Annotated in this window: 16 protein-coding genes and 1 pseudogene; 6 read left to right on the plus strand and 11 right to left on the minus strand. The window is 39.6% G+C overall.

Going from position 1 to position 14703, the window contains the following annotated elements:
• Positions 1 to 403: 403 nt before the first annotated feature.
• The 3 genes from RM049_RS15895 to RM049_RS15905 all read right to left on the minus strand — a co-directional run bounded on the left by RM049_RS15895 (position 404) and on the right by RM049_RS15905 (position 4778).
• Positions 404 to 2140: a diflavin flavoprotein gene (locus RM049_RS15895; protein WP_322704864.1), complete on the minus strand. Its 1737-nt coding sequence runs from the start codon at positions 2138 to 2140 to the stop codon at positions 404 to 406.
• A 259-nt stretch (positions 2141 to 2399) separates the two neighbouring features.
• The gene (locus RM049_RS15900) at positions 2400 to 2912 is read right to left on the minus strand and encodes a phosphate-starvation-inducible PsiE family protein (RefSeq protein ID WP_322704865.1); all 513 of its coding nucleotides are present in this window, start codon (positions 2910 to 2912) and stop codon (positions 2400 to 2402) included.
• Positions 2913 to 3047: 135 nt separating this feature from the next.
• Positions 3048 to 4778 carry a diflavin flavoprotein gene (locus tag RM049_RS15905; RefSeq protein WP_322704866.1) on the minus strand — a complete coding sequence of 577 codons (1731 nt, stop codon included), beginning with the start codon at positions 4776 to 4778 and terminating at the stop codon, positions 3048 to 3050.
• A 219-nt stretch (positions 4779 to 4997) separates the two neighbouring features.
• Between RM049_RS15905 and RM049_RS15910 the strand changes: the two genes are divergently transcribed.
• The 3 genes from RM049_RS15910 (at position 4998) to RM049_RS15920 (ending at position 7817) form a co-directional block, all read left to right on the plus strand.
• Entirely contained in the window at positions 4998 to 5933 is a 936-nt protein-coding gene (locus tag RM049_RS15910; protein ID WP_322704867.1) for a 1-aminocyclopropane-1-carboxylate deaminase/D-cysteine desulfhydrase, read from the plus strand.
• Positions 5934 to 6041: 108 nt separating this feature from the next.
• Positions 6042 to 6641 (plus strand): DUF262 domain-containing protein, encoded by a 600-nt coding sequence (locus tag RM049_RS15915; RefSeq protein ID WP_322704868.1) that lies wholly within the window; start codon positions 6042 to 6044, stop codon positions 6639 to 6641.
• A gap of 78 nt (positions 6642 to 6719) precedes the next feature.
• A complete protein-coding gene (locus RM049_RS15920; protein ID WP_322704869.1) occupies positions 6720 to 7817 on the plus strand; it encodes a hypothetical protein in 1098 nt (365 codons plus the stop codon).
• A 48-nt stretch (positions 7818 to 7865) separates the two neighbouring features.
• On the opposite strand, the gene RM049_RS15925 is transcribed toward RM049_RS15920, so the two are convergent.
• The 4 genes from RM049_RS15925 to bcp form a co-directional block, all read right to left on the minus strand.
• A complete protein-coding gene (locus tag RM049_RS15925) occupies positions 7866 to 9023 on the minus strand; it encodes an IscS subfamily cysteine desulfurase (RefSeq protein WP_322704870.1) in 1158 nt (385 codons plus the stop codon).
• A gap of 5 nt (positions 9024 to 9028) precedes the next feature.
• Positions 9029 to 9655: a restriction endonuclease subunit R gene (locus tag RM049_RS15930; protein WP_322704871.1), complete on the minus strand. Its 627-nt coding sequence runs from the start codon at positions 9653 to 9655 to the stop codon at positions 9029 to 9031.
• A 171-nt stretch (positions 9656 to 9826) separates the two neighbouring features.
• On the minus strand, positions 9827 to 10483 hold the full coding sequence (locus RM049_RS15935; protein WP_322704872.1) for a type I restriction endonuclease: 657 nt from the start codon (positions 10481 to 10483) through the stop codon (positions 9827 to 9829).
• A 52-nt stretch (positions 10484 to 10535) separates the two neighbouring features.
• Positions 10536 to 11015 (minus strand): thioredoxin-dependent thiol peroxidase, encoded by a 480-nt coding sequence (bcp, locus tag RM049_RS15940; RefSeq protein ID WP_322704873.1) that lies wholly within the window; start codon positions 11013 to 11015, stop codon positions 10536 to 10538.
• A gap of 109 nt (positions 11016 to 11124) precedes the next feature.
• On the opposite strand from bcp, the gene RM049_RS15945 reads away from it, so the two are divergent.
• The 3 genes from RM049_RS15945 (at position 11125) to RM049_RS15955 (ending at position 13573) form a co-directional block, all read left to right on the plus strand.
• Positions 11125 to 12021 (plus strand): FAD-binding domain-containing protein, encoded by an 897-nt coding sequence (locus tag RM049_RS15945; RefSeq protein WP_322704874.1) that lies wholly within the window; start codon positions 11125 to 11127, stop codon positions 12019 to 12021.
• Positions 12022 to 12142: 121 nt separating this feature from the next.
• A complete protein-coding gene (locus RM049_RS15950) occupies positions 12143 to 12571 on the plus strand; it encodes a hypothetical protein (RefSeq protein ID WP_322704875.1) in 429 nt (142 codons plus the stop codon).
• Positions 12572 to 13252: 681 nt separating this feature from the next.
• The gene (locus RM049_RS15955) at positions 13253 to 13573 is read left to right on the plus strand and encodes a hypothetical protein (RefSeq protein WP_322673634.1); all 321 of its coding nucleotides are present in this window, start codon (positions 13253 to 13255) and stop codon (positions 13571 to 13573) included.
• Between the two features lie 25 nt (positions 13574 to 13598).
• Here RM049_RS15955 and RM049_RS15960 read toward each other — a convergent pair whose 3' ends face one another.
• The 4 genes and pseudogenes from RM049_RS15960 to RM049_RS15975 form a co-directional block, all read right to left on the minus strand.
• Positions 13599 to 13727: a hypothetical protein gene (locus RM049_RS15960; protein ID WP_322704876.1), complete on the minus strand. Its 129-nt coding sequence runs from the start codon at positions 13725 to 13727 to the stop codon at positions 13599 to 13601.
• A gap of 36 nt (positions 13728 to 13763) precedes the next feature.
• The gene (locus tag RM049_RS15965) at positions 13764 to 14087 is read right to left on the minus strand and encodes a DUF2103 domain-containing protein (protein WP_322683326.1); all 324 of its coding nucleotides are present in this window, start codon (positions 14085 to 14087) and stop codon (positions 13764 to 13766) included.
• A gap of 5 nt (positions 14088 to 14092) precedes the next feature.
• Positions 14093 to 14419, minus strand: a complete 327-nt coding sequence (clpS, locus tag RM049_RS15970) for an ATP-dependent Clp protease adapter ClpS (protein ID WP_292738203.1) — start codon at positions 14417 to 14419, stop codon at positions 14093 to 14095.
• 104 nt (positions 14420 to 14523) lie between these two features.
• Positions 14524 to 14703: pseudogene (locus RM049_RS15975) on the minus strand (hypothetical protein); the annotation flags it as partial.

The following is a 14703-nucleotide window of genomic DNA, read 5'->3' on the forward strand; positions in this document are numbered from 1 at the left end:
AAAGTATTTATATTTTAATCTAGTGTACCTCATAACAGACGGAAGTGCTGTAAAGGGAGATGCATGAAAAAAATTAGAGGCGGAATAGAAACGTAGTGCGAGATTTATTAATAAAGATATGGCTGCGGCAAGACTTGTGTGTACACCGTAGTCTTAAGAGCAGAGAGGAATGAAAGTGAGGTTTTCCAGATCCCGTGAAACAATGGCATTGTCAGTCCAAACAATGCCATTGCAACTTTAAAAGACTTGTGTGTACTTGACTTTTCACGTTATTTAGGAAAGCCCACGAAAAACCTAACCCCCTAACCCCCAACTCGTCGCGGGAAGGGGGAAAATTCAAAGTCTCTCTCCTAAAAGGAGAGAGATTTAGAGAGAGGTTTTCTACATACTATAAAAAGTCAGATTAATAATAGCTGCCAGATTTCCGATGTTCCAAAGCCGTGACACCATCATTTTCTAACACTTCACCGCGATCGATGACGGCATAAATTAACCATCGATCGCCACATTCAAGTTGATTTTGCACGGTACATTCTAAATAGGCTAATGCCTCATTCAAAATCAAACAACCATTTAGAGCAGTTTTTGTGTCAAGATTTGCAAAGGGATTATCGCCTAAAGTGCTGTGACGAGAAAAATAACGGCGGACATTTCTTCCTTCTTTGAGGATATTCAGCACAAATTTATCGCCGGGATGATGCATTAAATCTGCATTTTGCTCGTTAGCGATCGCAATCATAATTCCTGGCGGGTTAAAAGTTGCCTGCGATACCCAAGAAGTTAAAACCCCTTTGTGAGTTTCTTCATCACGAGTTGTCACAACACACAAAGAACCAACGATCCGCCCCACCGCTTGTTCAGTACGATCTACATGGGTTTCTGTCACAATATGGCGGGAAGTCCGCAGTTTTTTAGTTTTCTTCAAGTTTTGGGCAAAAAAAGTACCAGCTTCTTGACACTGCTGAAGAATCTCAGGAGTCGGACTGAAACGCACTCGAATTGTTTCAAATCCTAGTTGATAATTAGCATCTTTGAGCTTGCTTTCGATTAAATCAATTGCCTCGCCACTCCAACCGTAAGAACCAAACACCCCTGCTAACTTAGTTTTAGCTGCTACCGAGAGAACTATTCCTAAAGCAGTTTGAATTTGAGTCGGTGCATGGCCGCCTAAAGTGGGTGAGCCAATAATCAAGCCATCGCAGGTTTCTACAATGCGGTTAATCTCCGCAGAATCGGCTAATTCACAGTTGATTGATTCTACATTAACTCCATTTTGGATCAAACCTTGAGCGATCGCATTTGCCAGAATTGCTGTATTTCCATAAGCAGAAGCATAGAGCAAAGCGACACTCAATTCTTGAGATTTTTGTCCTTGACACCATTGACGGTAATCATAAGTAAAACGGCTGAGGCTGTAACGGACAACTGGCCCGTGTGCTGGGGCATAACATCTGGCTCCCAAAACCGATATTTTATCTAAAGCTACTTCGACTTGTTTCGCTTGGGGCGCATGGAGACATTCAAAATAGTAACGACGTTCCGCATCTAATCCCTTCCAATCTTCATCAAACAAAGTATCTTCGCAAATATGAGCGCCAAAAAGTTTGTCTGTGTAGAGAATTTTTGTAGCGGCATCGTAGGTACAAAGTCCATCCGCCCACCGGGGAGTCGGTACGGAAATAAATGATAGAATATGTCCTTGTCCTAAATTTAGAGTATCTTGCGATCGCATCGCTTGAATAGGTGATTCAAATTCGGGAAAGGCAGTTTTGAGAGCATTGGCGGCGGGGCGAGAACAAATGAGAGTGGCTTGAGGAACCAGAGAGAGTAATACTTGCAAGGTTGCTCTGCGGTTCGGATTGACATGACTGAGAACAATGTAATCGAGGGAGATGAAATCTAGATGTTGTGCTAGTTGCTCAAGGTAAATTTCGGTAAAAGACTCGCCGGGAGGGTCAATTAAAGCCTTTTTATCAGCTTGAATTAGATAAGAATTCGCTGTAGTTCCGCGTTGGCGGGAATATTCAACTTCAAATTTTAATCTGTCCCAAGTCCGCGATCGTAGAATTAGAGTATTTTTACCAATTTCAGCAACTTGTACATCTCTGCTATGGTTGGGCATTAATGTGGCAGCAGACATAATAACCTCTCTTAATAATGGGGAATTGGGAATTGGGCATTGGGGAGGCAGTGCGGTCTTCTCCCAAAGGGAGAGGCTAGCGCCAAGGGGTCTCCCCCTTCGGGTTCGCGAGTTCCTCTTTGTTGAAACAACAAGACCGGACTCGCTCACCAAGTGGAGCAACTGCCGTCATTGGGCATAACAGAAGATTCAGACACGATTAATCGCGTCTCTACCCACTTCCGTTCGACTACGCTCACGGCAAGCCTACTTCCTATTTTTAATGACCATTGGTTTGTGTTAGTTCAGACTTTGCTCGGCTTCTATAGCGTTTAGATACTTCTTGTTCCGGGTCAATACCTTCAAAAGTTGGGGGTAGCCAAACTCGCAGGAATAGTAGAATTCCTAACACTAATAAAAAGGCACAAGTTGCTAAAACTTGACTCCAACTTGTTTCTAGAACACCTTTAACAATGACTTCTCGCAATGCGGAAACAATGGAAACTTCAACAGCTACTCCAATAGATACTCGATGTTCTTGTAGGTAAATAATCAGCAGTCGGAATAGCTCAACTAAGATAAGTAAAAAGAGAATATCGGCAGTAACAGCATGAAAATCTAAAGGTGGAAGTAAGGAGAGAAACATATCTCTCACCTGAAGCACCATGAAGCTAAATAAACCGATACACAAAGAAATTACAATTACATCTTGGATAAATTCCAAGCTTCGGACAACGCGCCCACGATTAATTTCGTACATTGTAATCGGGGTATTTTCAACAGATTTATACATAGTTTTTAGGGAGACGCGATGAATCGCGCCTGTACAAGAGTGGGTAGAGACGCGATTCATCGCGTCTGTGGGGAGCAGAGGAAGAAGAATTATTAATTATTGACCAATGACAAATGACAAATGACAAATGACAATTTAGTAATGATTGCCAATTTTCCGGTGATGGGCGGCTGTAAGTGCATGTAAGTTGGCAACTCTTCCAGTTTGGACTGTGCTATAAATTACCCAATGATCTCCACAATCCATACGGCTAGTGATTTCACATTCCATGTAAGCTAGAGCTTCAGCTAAAACGGGCGATTCATTTTTAGCTGGATATGTTTTCACTCCAGCAAATCTATCTGCGCCAGGAGCAAAACGCTTGAGGAAATGTTTCATTAATCCTTGATATTTGCCTTCTTCTAAAACATTTAAAACAAAGCGATCGCCAACGTGCATCAAGGATTCAATTGCCCGATCTTTGGATACTGCGATCGCTACTCCCAAAGGCTCAAGACTGGCTTGTGTCACCCATGAAGCCAACATCGCACTCTGAATTTCTCCTTTTTTGGCAGTGATAATGTATAATCCTGTGGTAATCCGCCCTAGAGCTTTTTCTAGCTCAGTGTTGATAGATTTGATTTGTTTAATGGTGCGATCGCGGGTTAACCATTGACCCATATCTGTCCCCGCTTCATCACAAAGTTGTTCCGTTGCTTGGGTAGGAATTTCCTTAACTAAAATAGGTGGAAAAGCTTCAGTTAATCCCAGTTCTTGAAACTTATTGCGTAACGGGTAAATTGGTTCATCTTCTCCTCCTCCCGACTCTAATAAACCAATTGCTTGTTTCTTATGAACAGCAGCTAAAATTGTACTTAAAGCCGCTTGAGCTATTACTGAAGATTGAGGTGGCATTGCAATTATTAAACCAGAGGATTGTGCAACTAATTCTCGAACTTCTTGAGGCTCGGCACTATTGAGGTCTACTAATTCTATTGCTACACCTGTTTTTGCGCATCCATGAGCTATTGTACGGACTAAATATTCGCTATGCCCGTAATCTTCAACATAAAATAGAGTTACTAAAGTCTCTGTTTTTGCTTGTTCTAAACTCCAGTTTTGATATCGTCCTAGCCATTCGGAGATATAGTTTTGTAATAAAGGGCCGTGTCCTGTAGCAACTGTTGCTATTTCTAACTTTTCAATCCGCTTTAAAGCTGCCAAGACAGACCGGGCATTCGGCCCCATGAGACAATCATAGTAATATTTAAAATCTTCCTCAAGTAAGGTGATATTTTCATCATAAGTGTGGTCATCACAGTAGTGCATTCCAAACACATCGCAAGTGTAAAGTGTGGAAGTTTTATGGTCATAGGTAAAGATTGTGTCAGGCCAGTGTAAGTTAGGTGCAGAGATAAATTCTAGTTCGTGTCCGTTGCCTAAATCTAAACGCTCTCCACTTTTCACTTGTATTGATTTAAAAGGCTGGTGAACCATATTTTCTAAAAATTGAATAGCTACCTTTGCACCAACAACAGTAATAGAAGGAGCTAATTCCAAAATATCTTTCACTAAGCCACTGTGGTCTGGTTCTGTATGGCTAATAATCAAGTAATCTATCTTAGTTGGATCGATTAATCCCGTCACTACCTCAAGATATAATTGCTCAAACTTGCGGTGAGATGTGTCAACTAAGGCAACTTTTTCTCCTTGAATTAAGAAAGAATTATAGGTTGTACCATTCCGTAAACCGAACTCGATATCAAAACGTTCTCTATCCCAATCGAGACAACGTATAGCAGTCGTTTGAGGAGCGATTTCAACAGTTTCAATCGTCAAACGTCCAGGATTGGAAATAACTTGAGTAAGCTGTGTGAGTGCAACCATTTCTTTTCTCCAAAAGAATATTATCTGGAGCGAGCGTTATGTTTCTTATATTTACCTGAAACACTCAATTAGTAAAATGCCAATTTCTAAAGCTAATCATTAGAAAGATTTATTCATCATTTAGCTTGACTTACCATTGAATTACTCAATGTTTATCATTATTTTTATATTCGATAATGAACGTGAGAAAATGCAAATTCTAAGTTAGAATCTTGACAGATGTCGTTAACCTTAATTACTCCTCCTCTACAACAAATCAACAGCGAAATCGCCCGTCATGCTGGTGTTGAACTGTATGTGCTGCGCCTGGATCTTATGCACCCGTGGGTTAACGGCAATAAATGGTTTAAGCTGAAATACAATCTTTTAGAGGCCAAAAAGAAAAATTTCACAACACTGCTAACCTTTGGCGGCGCTTATTCCAATCACATCTATGCAACTGCGGCGGCTGGTAATCTTTTTGGTTTTCGCACCATCGGCGTAATTCGTGGAGAGGAGAGGCTACCATTAAACGCAACGCTGAGTTTTGCTGTACAACAGGATATGCAGCTTGTGTATCTGAACCGCGAAATGTACCGACAGCGCAACACACCAGCGTTAGAAGAATATCTACGACAAAGTTTCGGTGAGGTGTTTATCATTCCCGAAGGTGGGAGTAATTTAAATGGTGTGCGCGGCTGTACAGAGATAATCGATCGTGCCGCATTTAATCATATATGCGTAGCCTGCGGTACAGCCACCACACTAGCAGGTATTGCACTTTCGTTGCATGAAAGACAAAGAGCGATCGCTTTTCCCGTATTAAAAAATGGCGCATTTCTTGCACAAGAAATCGAAAGTTTGTTGACAAATTACCTCGCTTCTGATTTACCTTCGCCATATAATTCTCCCGCTTCCTGGGAATTAATATGTGATTACCACTTTGGCGGTTATGCAAAGGTGAACGATGAGTTACTACTGTTCAGCCAACAGTTCACACAGGAACATGGCGTACCCCTCGATTACGTATATACCGCCAAAATGTTTTACGGAGTGATGGATTTACTACAGCAGGGATTTTTTAGTAAAGGCGATCGCTTGTTGCTAGTACACACAGGCGGCTTACAGGGCAACATCGGTATGGAAGAAAAGTTGCAGAGATTTTCTAAAATCTGAGTTGCCACTTAATTAAATATCAGTTACCTTTGTATGGAATTTTACTGGACTAAGTGAAATTCACATATCAATCTTGATATTTACTCAACGTTAGGTAAGGTAAAGTTAATGTTTACATACGCCGATCGCATTAAGCCAGATGGTCACAGTATTACTACCTATTTAGAAAATCTCCTAGCTAAAAGGTATCAAATTCCCACTTTTCAACGAGATGTTGTTTGGGAGAAAGAGAATGTAAAAAAACTCTGGGATAGTATTTATAAGTTTTACCCTTTAGGAAGTATTTTAATTTGGAAAAGCAGTACTAAGCTAGAAAGTCATAGGCAAATAGGAGGTATCAAATTTGCTGATGATTTTCACTCTAATGAATATCAGTATATTTTAGATGGTCAACAAAGAACGACTACTCTTTTAACATCAATTTATGGAGGAAAAATTGAGAAAAAGGAGAACTTTGATCCAACGCTATATATAGATTTTACAGTTGAATTCACTGAGATCACAGATGATACAAGTTACACAAAGCGATTTTTATTTTGGGATGAAATTGATGATAATAATGGTCAAATAAAAGCAAATAGTGGCAAGAAAAAACGTCACGAAGAAAAACTCCTTGTTAGTTTAAGAGATATCATTAAAAATCCTGTGGAAATAGAAAGAAATCTTCACAAAAATGGATATGGTGACTTTGAAAATCCCTACATGTAACAATTCAGAAGGATTAGGGAAGCCTTATATAGTTATCAAATTTCCTTCATTGAGTTAAGAGGTATTGAAGTTGCAGAAGTGTGTCAAATATTTGAGCGGATTAATCAAGCTGGTAAACCCTTGGATATCTTTGATATTGTGGTTGCTAAGACCTTTCGTTCTGAAAATAAGACAAATAATATCTCTGGATTCTATCTTCGGGAATTATTTGATAGATTTAAAACAACTATTTCTAGCAGTCAATATGCCAATATTGATAATTGGACATTGCTACAGATGCTAGCTGTAGTGGTAAAACTTGAATTTCCCGAAGCTGGGATACAAAATATTACTGATATGTATCTTAATAAGCTAAAAACAGAACATATTGAAGCTGTATGGTCTAATTTTAAAATAGCCGTTGCTAAAACTTTTGATTTCTTTGATAATATTTTGCATATTAAAGGTGGAAGATTAATCCCTTATCGATATTTTTACCTGACTATTACAGCATATTTTTATCGGAACGATCAACCAGATTATAGTTTTTTAAATAAATATTTTTGGTATTATAGTTTTCATAATGCAGATTTACTAACAAACACTACACACCTCTGGGAACATATATACTTTGTTAATCAACAAAAGGCTAATAGTACTTACTCATTCAATAAGTTTGATATTGATAAAAATTCGCTCAGGAAATCTTTTTACAGTTATAGAGGTCGCTTATCCAGAGCAATATTATCACTTTATGCAAACCACAAGCCGCAAGATTGGGCAAAACCTCATAGAGATATTGTGTCTGATGTTTATTATTTGCTAACAGATAAGCCTAACTTACACCATATATTTCCAGTTAATTTTATTAAGCAAAGTGGCATTGCTAGTCAAATAGAATGTGACAGCTTGATGAATATTGCCTATCTGTCTCAAATAACTAATTTGAAAATTAGCGATAAAAATCCATTAGATTATCTCAAAGAATATGACGAGCCTGGTTTAGAGGCAGTGCTACGCTCTCATCTTATACCGACGATCATTCTTGAATGGTCAAGAGCCGATGCACTTCCAGAAAACGCCCTAACTATTTTTATTGAAGAAAGGGTAAACCTCTTATTAGAGGCTTTGAGGCTGAAGTTAGAAGGAATTGAATTTAATGTTTTTGATATGGGGAATCGTACAGATAATATTTAGTTTTAGAAAAGCGATTGTCTAAAAAAGAGGCTCTGCTGGCTTTTATGCTTACCGTTTATTTTGTAAACTTTGAATGGTAGCGATCGCATGTTTTGCCACAATATCAATTTCCTCTTCTGTATTAAACCTGCCAATGCCAAACCGCACGGAGGCATAAGCTAGCTTTTCTGAATGTCCCAATGCTGTGAGAACATGGGAAGGTGCAGTATTTGTTGACGAGCAAGCAGAACCAGAAGATATAGCCATTACTGGCTGCAATCCCAGCAAAAGCGCGGCTCCATCCACTCCCTCAACACTGATACTCAAGTTTCCCGCCAATCGCTGTTGAGGATGTCCGTTGAGATGAATTCCTTCAACTTGCGATAGCTGTTCCCATAATTTTTGTCTTAATTGGGTGAGGCGTTGGGTTTCTGTTGCTTGTTCAGCCAAAGCGATTTCTACAGCTTTGCCAAAGCCGACAATTTGCGGTGTATACAATGTACCAGAACGCATCCCCCGCTCATGTCCGCCGCCGTGCTGCTGGGGAGCCAGTTGTACTCTGGGATTGCGTCTGCGGACGTATAGCGCTCCAATGCCTTTAGGCCCATATACTTTATGTGCTGTTAGCGACATCAAGTCAATTTTCATCGCTTGCACATCCAAGGGAATTTTACCAATAGCTTGGGCGGCATCGGTGTGGAAAATGATTTGGTGTTCATGGCACATTTCCCCAATTTCGGCTATTGGCTGTAACACGCCAATTTCGTTATTTGCAGCCATCACCGATACTAAAATCGTTTCAGGACGGAAAGCTTTTTTTAACTCAATTAAATCAATCAATCCATCTTTTTGGACAGGGAGAATAGTAATTTCAAAACCAAGACTTTTTAAATAATTACAAGGATCGATTACTGCACTATGTTCAGTGGCAACAGTAATAATATGCTGACCTTTTTTAAAATAAGCTTCAGCAACACCTTTAATCGCTAAATTATTTGCTTCTGTTGCACCACTTGTAAACACAATTTCTTCTGGTGTGGCATTGATTGCTGCTGCTAAAATTTCTCGCGTTTGTTTCACAGCAGCTTCTGCTTCCCAACCATAAACATGACTAATACTTGCTGGGTTGCCAAATTTTTCTGTGAAGTAGGGAATCATTGCTGCTAATACTCGTTCATCTAAGGGTGTAGTAGCGTGGGAATCAATGTATATAGAACGAATAGACATAATTATTAACTCAAACTTTGACTCAAATTTTTTAATACGCTTAGAACTTGATACAGTTCACTTTCTCGTTTCAAAAGTGTAAATTGGTCAGATATAGCATACTTGGGCTGATTGCCTTTGGTAAGTTTCAGGAAAAGAAAATCACTACCATTTGTTACTAATCCAAAAGTAGGTTTATCTTGATTAGGATTAGCCAACATATAAACAAGTGCTTGAGGTACGGCTTCTAAAAGAGAAAAACTAGACCTTTCAGATTCAATTACTAATAACCAGAATTGTTCTTGAATAACTAAAACATCAATTCTACCTCTAATGATTTCTCCTTCATCTTCTGCCGAAATTTCTATTGATTCCTCGCCTCTCATATAAAAAGGCTCATCATAAAATCCAGCTAAATTGAGTAAAGGAGATAAAACTACTAATTTAACCGTTTCTTCTGACAAAGGAGGACGCTTGACTAAACGGAGAAAATGAAGTTTTATTTTGTCTAAATTTTGCTTTTCTAAATCTGTAATTTCCGGTAAATTTTCAAACCATTCTGTGAAGAATGCCTCATCTTCGGCTAGCTGTAGGCTAAATCTTTCTTCCAAGTAGGCAAGCCCAACATTTTGTGCTTGGATAAATTGAACCATAATTCATTTTAAAGATGCAATATAACTATTATGACATTATTACAGTATTAACCTAATGGTTCAAGATAGTTTTGAGAGTTTGTACTAAGCACTTTAGTGCTTAGTAAATAAGAATTTGCTTACACATCAATTTAAATTTGAGATACGACTAGATAGAAAGAGCAAAGATAATTAATTTAAAATTTGACCTATTTTTTTTAATATATTCAAAATTTTATATAGTTCATTCTCACGTCTATATAAAGTGAATCTATCAGATAAAGCATACATTAGTTTATCTTGTTTTACTAACTTAATAAATTGGAAATCTTCTCCATTCATAACTAAGGAATATGCAGGATGCTCAGGCTGAGGATTTGCCAGCATATAAGTTAGTGCTTGAGGAATTGCCTTTGCCAAGGAAAAACTAGACCTTTTAGATTCAATTATCAATAACCATAGCTGATTTTGGAGAACTAAGACATCAATTTTACCTTTAATAATTTCTTTAGTATCTTCGGTAGTTACTTCACGATCAATGATAAAACTTTCACTAATTTCTACACTTTCCTCAGTAGCAATATAAAAAGGAGGACGATAAAAACCAGCTAAATCTAGTAATGGAGATAATACTACCAATTTTACTGCTTCTTCTAAAAGAGGAGCATTTTCAAGTACGTTAAGATAGTTATTTTTAACTCTGTCTAAATATTGCTTTTCTAATTCGGAAATTTCAGGGATATAGTCAAACCACTCTGTAAAAAATTGCTCATCTTCAGATTTATAGAGAGCAAATTTTTTCTTTAAGTAGGCAAGAGTAACATTTTGGGCTTGGATGACTTGAATCATGTTTATTTGTGACTTTAATTATCACCCTAGCAGTTTCTAGCATCCAGTCGCGTTACGTGGCTGCTAATTCCCGTAATTTAGTTAAAACTGCTTGAGCATGACCTTTGGTTTTTACGTTGGGCCAAGTATAGACAATAATTCTATCAGGTGAAATTAAAAAGGTTGACCGAGCAACACCCATATATTCTTTACCCATAAATTTTTTCAATCGCCAAGCGCCGTAGGCTTCGATTAAAAGATGTTCTGGGTCACTTAAAAGGGCGATCGCCAAGTTATGTTTGCTGATAAATTTACAATGGGACTTACCCAAATCTGGACTTACACCTAAGATTTTTGCTCCCAGTGCGCTGAAATCTTGATACAACTCGGTGAAATCTTTCGCTTCGGTGGTACAGCCCGGTGTATCATCTTTGGGGTAGAAGTAGAGGACAACCCACTGACTGCTGAGATCGTCGAGAGTGACTGGATTGCCATTTTGGTCAGGAGTGGAGAAATCTGGCGCTGGTTGTCCGACTTGGGGAATGTTGCTCATGATAAAGGTGTGAGAGATTGTGTAAGCGTAGACCGCCCTTATATCGCTTTAGAATTGTACATATATTGAGCGATCGCCTACGCACGTAACCATTCATAATTTGCTGATAATGCCTAAAGATATGCAACGCCAATTTACCAACCGCGATGAGTTGGTAGCCTACCTGCGCGAACAATTCCCAGGTGCAGCAGAACGCGATAACCACATTAGCGAAACTGTGGGGGGACGCAAAGCGGCAGAAACAGCGCTGGAAAAAATCGACCCCCTTCGCTACGCCCAAACACGTAATTTCTTCGCAGGTGCTATCACGCGTCTTTCACCTTACATCCGCTATGGCGTTTTGAGTTTGCGAGAAATTCGAGATTATGTCCTCAATCACGTACAGCAACAAGAGGATGCTACGAAACTAATTAACGAGTTAGGTTGGCGCGACTATTGGCAACGGTTGTATATGAAGTTGGGGGATGAAATCTGGAAAGACCAGGAAGATTACAAAACTGGTTACACTGTGGGCGAGTATGCGCCCGAATTGCCACAAGATATCAGAGAAGGAATTACGGGCAGAGTTTGCATTGACAGTTTCAGTCATGATTTGAGAGAAATTGGTTATCTACATAACCACGCCCGAATGTGGCTAGCTGCTTATATTGTTCATTGGCGGCGTATTCGTTGGCAAGCTGGAGCCAAATGGTTTCTTGAGCATCTTTTAGATGGAGATCCTGCTAGTAATAATATGTCATGGCAGTGGGTTGCTAGCACCTTTAGTCAGAAACCGTATTTTTTCAACCGTGAGAACTTAGAACGCTACACCAAAGGTATTTATTGCCAGAAATGTCCTCTTTACGGTCATTGTGATTTTGAAGGCAGTTATGAAGAATTAGAACAGCGACTTTTTCCCAAAGGCGAATTTAGCAAACAAGCAAATAGCCAAAGTTGGCAGCGTGATAAAAAAGGGAAGAGGAGCAGGGGGCAGGGGAGCAGGAGAGCAGGGGAGCAGGGGAGATGAGGGAGATGAGGGGACAAGGGGATAAACAAAACTCCTAACTCTTAACTCTTAACTCTTAACTCAGCACTCCTAACGCCCAATGCCCAATGCCCAATGCCCCATAACAAATGACAAATGACAAATGACTAAACCAATTGTTTGGGTACATGGAGATTGCCTCAGTCCAAATAATCCCGCATTACACAAATACCCGGATGTTCCAGCTATCTGGGTTTGGGACGAGGCTTTGATAGAAGAATGGCAATTGAGTCTTAAACGTCTGACTTTTATCTACGAATGTTTGCTAGAGTTACCTGTTGTTATTCGCCGTGGCGATGTGGCACAAGAAATTTTAGCTTTTGCTCAAGAACATGATGCCAATTTAGTTGTCACCACTAATAGTCCCAGTCCCCGGTTTGATGATATCTGTAATCAAATGGAGCGTTCTATAGCAGTGGAAGTATTAGAGGTAGAACCATTTTTTGACTATGACGGCTATATTGACTTGAAACGGTTCTCGCGCTATTGGAAAGTGGCTCAAAATTATGTTTATCAAAAGCCTTCGCCCTAAATCCATCTCCTAAGCTTGGGCTACGGTGTACACACAAGTCAAATTACCCCCCTTAATCCCCCCTTGGAAAGGGGGGAAACAAGAAAATCTAGTTCCCTCCCCTTTATAAGGGGAGGGTTAGGGTGGGGTAATTCAAGGACTGGTAGTGATTCCATAACTTGCGTGTACACCGTAGCCCTTCTCCCAAATTGGGAGAAGGGGTTAGGGGATGAGGGCGGTTAATTTTACTTAAAAGATTTTGATTGATTTTTTAAGTAAAATTAACTTATAAGTTAATTACAACAATTGCTGCAATCATTTAAACCTTTCTTATATATGGAGGAGTAATTGTTGCAAAGTATTAAGCCTTCCCAGCAATTGCTTATATATTTCTTTGAAATACTTAAACCTTTCTTATACATGAAAGAGCAATTGTTGCAAAGTATTAAGCCTTTCCAGCACTTGCTTATATGTTTCTTGGAAATACTTAAACCTTTCTTATACATGAAAGAGCAATTGTTGCAAATGCTTCAATTTTGGCAACTAGTGTTGCAGGTTAATGGAGTTACGAGTGCTGAGTTGCAAGTGAGATTTTTCACTCAGCAGCTTTTATTCTATTGAGGTTTGTAAATAATTTGTATATCTGCAAGGAATATTCCTTTAGACTGAGTTTCAACTGAAAAAATGTAGGAATAAACACAAATGCATTCGTTAAATATATTTTGTCACGAATCTGTAGTTGCTGTTTCCTTTGTCGCTTGCATTATTGGACTGTTGTTACTGTGGGATGGTAAGCAGCAAACAAATGAGATGGAAGAAACAGAGCGAATTCTGTTTAGAATGAGCTTTAGTTACTGGCTAGTTTACTGTGTAGCTTTTGGCATCGAAAAAATAGTTTTACCTGGCTGGGAATCTGTAGTCATGACTTTGAAAATAACTACGGCTCTGTCATATTTCTTAACTTTTTCTTGTATTGTTAGTCTACCACTACACAAATTTGCAGTACATCGAGTTGAGGAATAGTTATTGGGTATCCCTTCGGCTTCGCTCAGGGCAAGTGGGCATGGGGCATGGGGCATTGGGCATTGGGTATCCCTTCGGCTTCTCTACGAGACGCTACGCGAACGCTCAGGGCAAGTGGGCATGGGGTAAAAAAGCGATATTCCCAACTCAGCACTCAGCACTCAACACTCAGCACTCCTATCGGGTATGATTAACATCTCATAGCGATCGCTAATGCAGCTTCTAGTTGATCTTGGGACAAAGTTGTTAAAATAAAGACCTCTTGTACCGTTTTCCCCTGCCGCGCAATTACTTTATAGCCGCCGCGAATAGGTACTGAGACGCGTAGTTGCATTTTTGGACAATGACCTTTTGACCGCCCAATCACTCCCGGCGTCACAGTTTGGATACCATCCTGCTGACAAAGACGTTCTAAAATGGGGATAAGACCAGAAAGGTGTGTTGAGTGATTCCATACCAGTCTGGCAGCTTTTTGTGAAGCCGTGCGCAGGGGATCTACGGAGGGTTTGCCCATAATAATTAAGCTGCTTCTAGAGGTGCCATTGTCAAACCTGCTCGGCGCAGTTGCTGGTGATAGAGTTCCGCAGGTTCTTGGGGCCCGACCCAGACGATCGCTTGACCTTCATAGTGTACCTGATTAGTCAGATCCCACGCGCGATCGCCACTCATTCCCGGAATATATTTCATCAAACATTCACACACGTGTTGGAATGTATTAAAATCATCGTTTAATACAATCACTTTGTAATTCGGATAAGTCTTACGGATAACTTGATTAGACCGTTCAGGAGCTATAGTTGGTGCTGTGGACATCCCGTAAACATCTGCTGAAAGTGTCATAACCATAAAACAATTGGTCAAGATAATTTTACAAAACTACACTACAAGTAATTAGTTTAGTTTATTGTTTAGTACTCTGTTGTCATTTGTCATTTGTCATTTGTCCTTAATCAATGACCAATGATATCGTGTCCGGCTAAAGACTTATCATTTATACCGCAGTTCTTGCTGGGGGAAGAGGCTTTTGTTTTGCACAGATTCGATAATAAGTGATTAACCGGACTTGATATGACCAATGACCAATGACCAATGACCAATGACCAATGACCAATGACCAATGACCAATGACC

Origin of the sequence: Nostoc sp. DedQUE04 (assembly GCF_034530995.1) — a bacterium.
Lineage (GTDB): Bacteria > Cyanobacteriota > Cyanobacteriia > Cyanobacteriales > Nostocaceae > Nostoc.

Coding starts and splice junctions, on each gene's coding strand:
- RM049_RS15930 (WP_322704871.1), bottom strand. CDS start 9,655: ATGGTTCAATTTATCCAAGCACAAAATGTTGGGCTTGCCTACTTGGAA.
- clpS (WP_292738203.1), bottom strand. CDS start 14,419: ATGGTTATGACACTTTCAGCAGATGTTTACGGGATGTCCACAGCACCA.
- RM049_RS15965 (WP_322683326.1), bottom strand. CDS start 14,087: ATGGGCAAACCCTCCGTAGATCCCCTGCGCACGGCTTCACAAAAAGCT.
- RM049_RS15925 (WP_322704870.1), bottom strand. CDS start 9,023: ATGTCTATTCGTTCTATATACATTGATTCCCACGCTACTACACCCTTA.
- RM049_RS15950 (WP_322704875.1), top strand. CDS start 12,143: ATGACTAAACCAATTGTTTGGGTACATGGAGATTGCCTCAGTCCAAAT.
- RM049_RS15910 (WP_322704867.1), top strand. CDS start 4,998: ATGTCGTTAACCTTAATTACTCCTCCTCTACAACAAATCAACAGCGAA.
- RM049_RS15900 (WP_322704865.1), bottom strand. CDS start 2,912: ATGTATAAATCTGTTGAAAATACCCCGATTACAATGTACGAAATTAAT.
- RM049_RS15905 (WP_322704866.1), bottom strand. CDS start 4,778: ATGGTTGCACTCACACAGCTTACTCAAGTTATTTCCAATCCTGGACGT.
- RM049_RS15935 (WP_322704872.1), bottom strand. CDS start 10,483: ATGATTCAAGTCATCCAAGCCCAAAATGTTACTCTTGCCTACTTAAAG.
- RM049_RS15955 (WP_322673634.1), top strand. CDS start 13,253: ATGCATTCGTTAAATATATTTTGTCACGAATCTGTAGTTGCTGTTTCC.
- RM049_RS15895 (WP_322704864.1), bottom strand. CDS start 2,140: ATGTCTGCTGCCACATTAATGCCCAACCATAGCAGAGATGTACAAGTT.
- bcp (WP_322704873.1), bottom strand. CDS start 11,015: ATGAGCAACATTCCCCAAGTCGGACAACCAGCGCCAGATTTCTCCACT.
- RM049_RS15915 (WP_322704868.1), top strand. CDS start 6,042: ATGTTTACATACGCCGATCGCATTAAGCCAGATGGTCACAGTATTACT.
- RM049_RS15945 (WP_322704874.1), top strand. CDS start 11,125: ATGCCTAAAGATATGCAACGCCAATTTACCAACCGCGATGAGTTGGTA.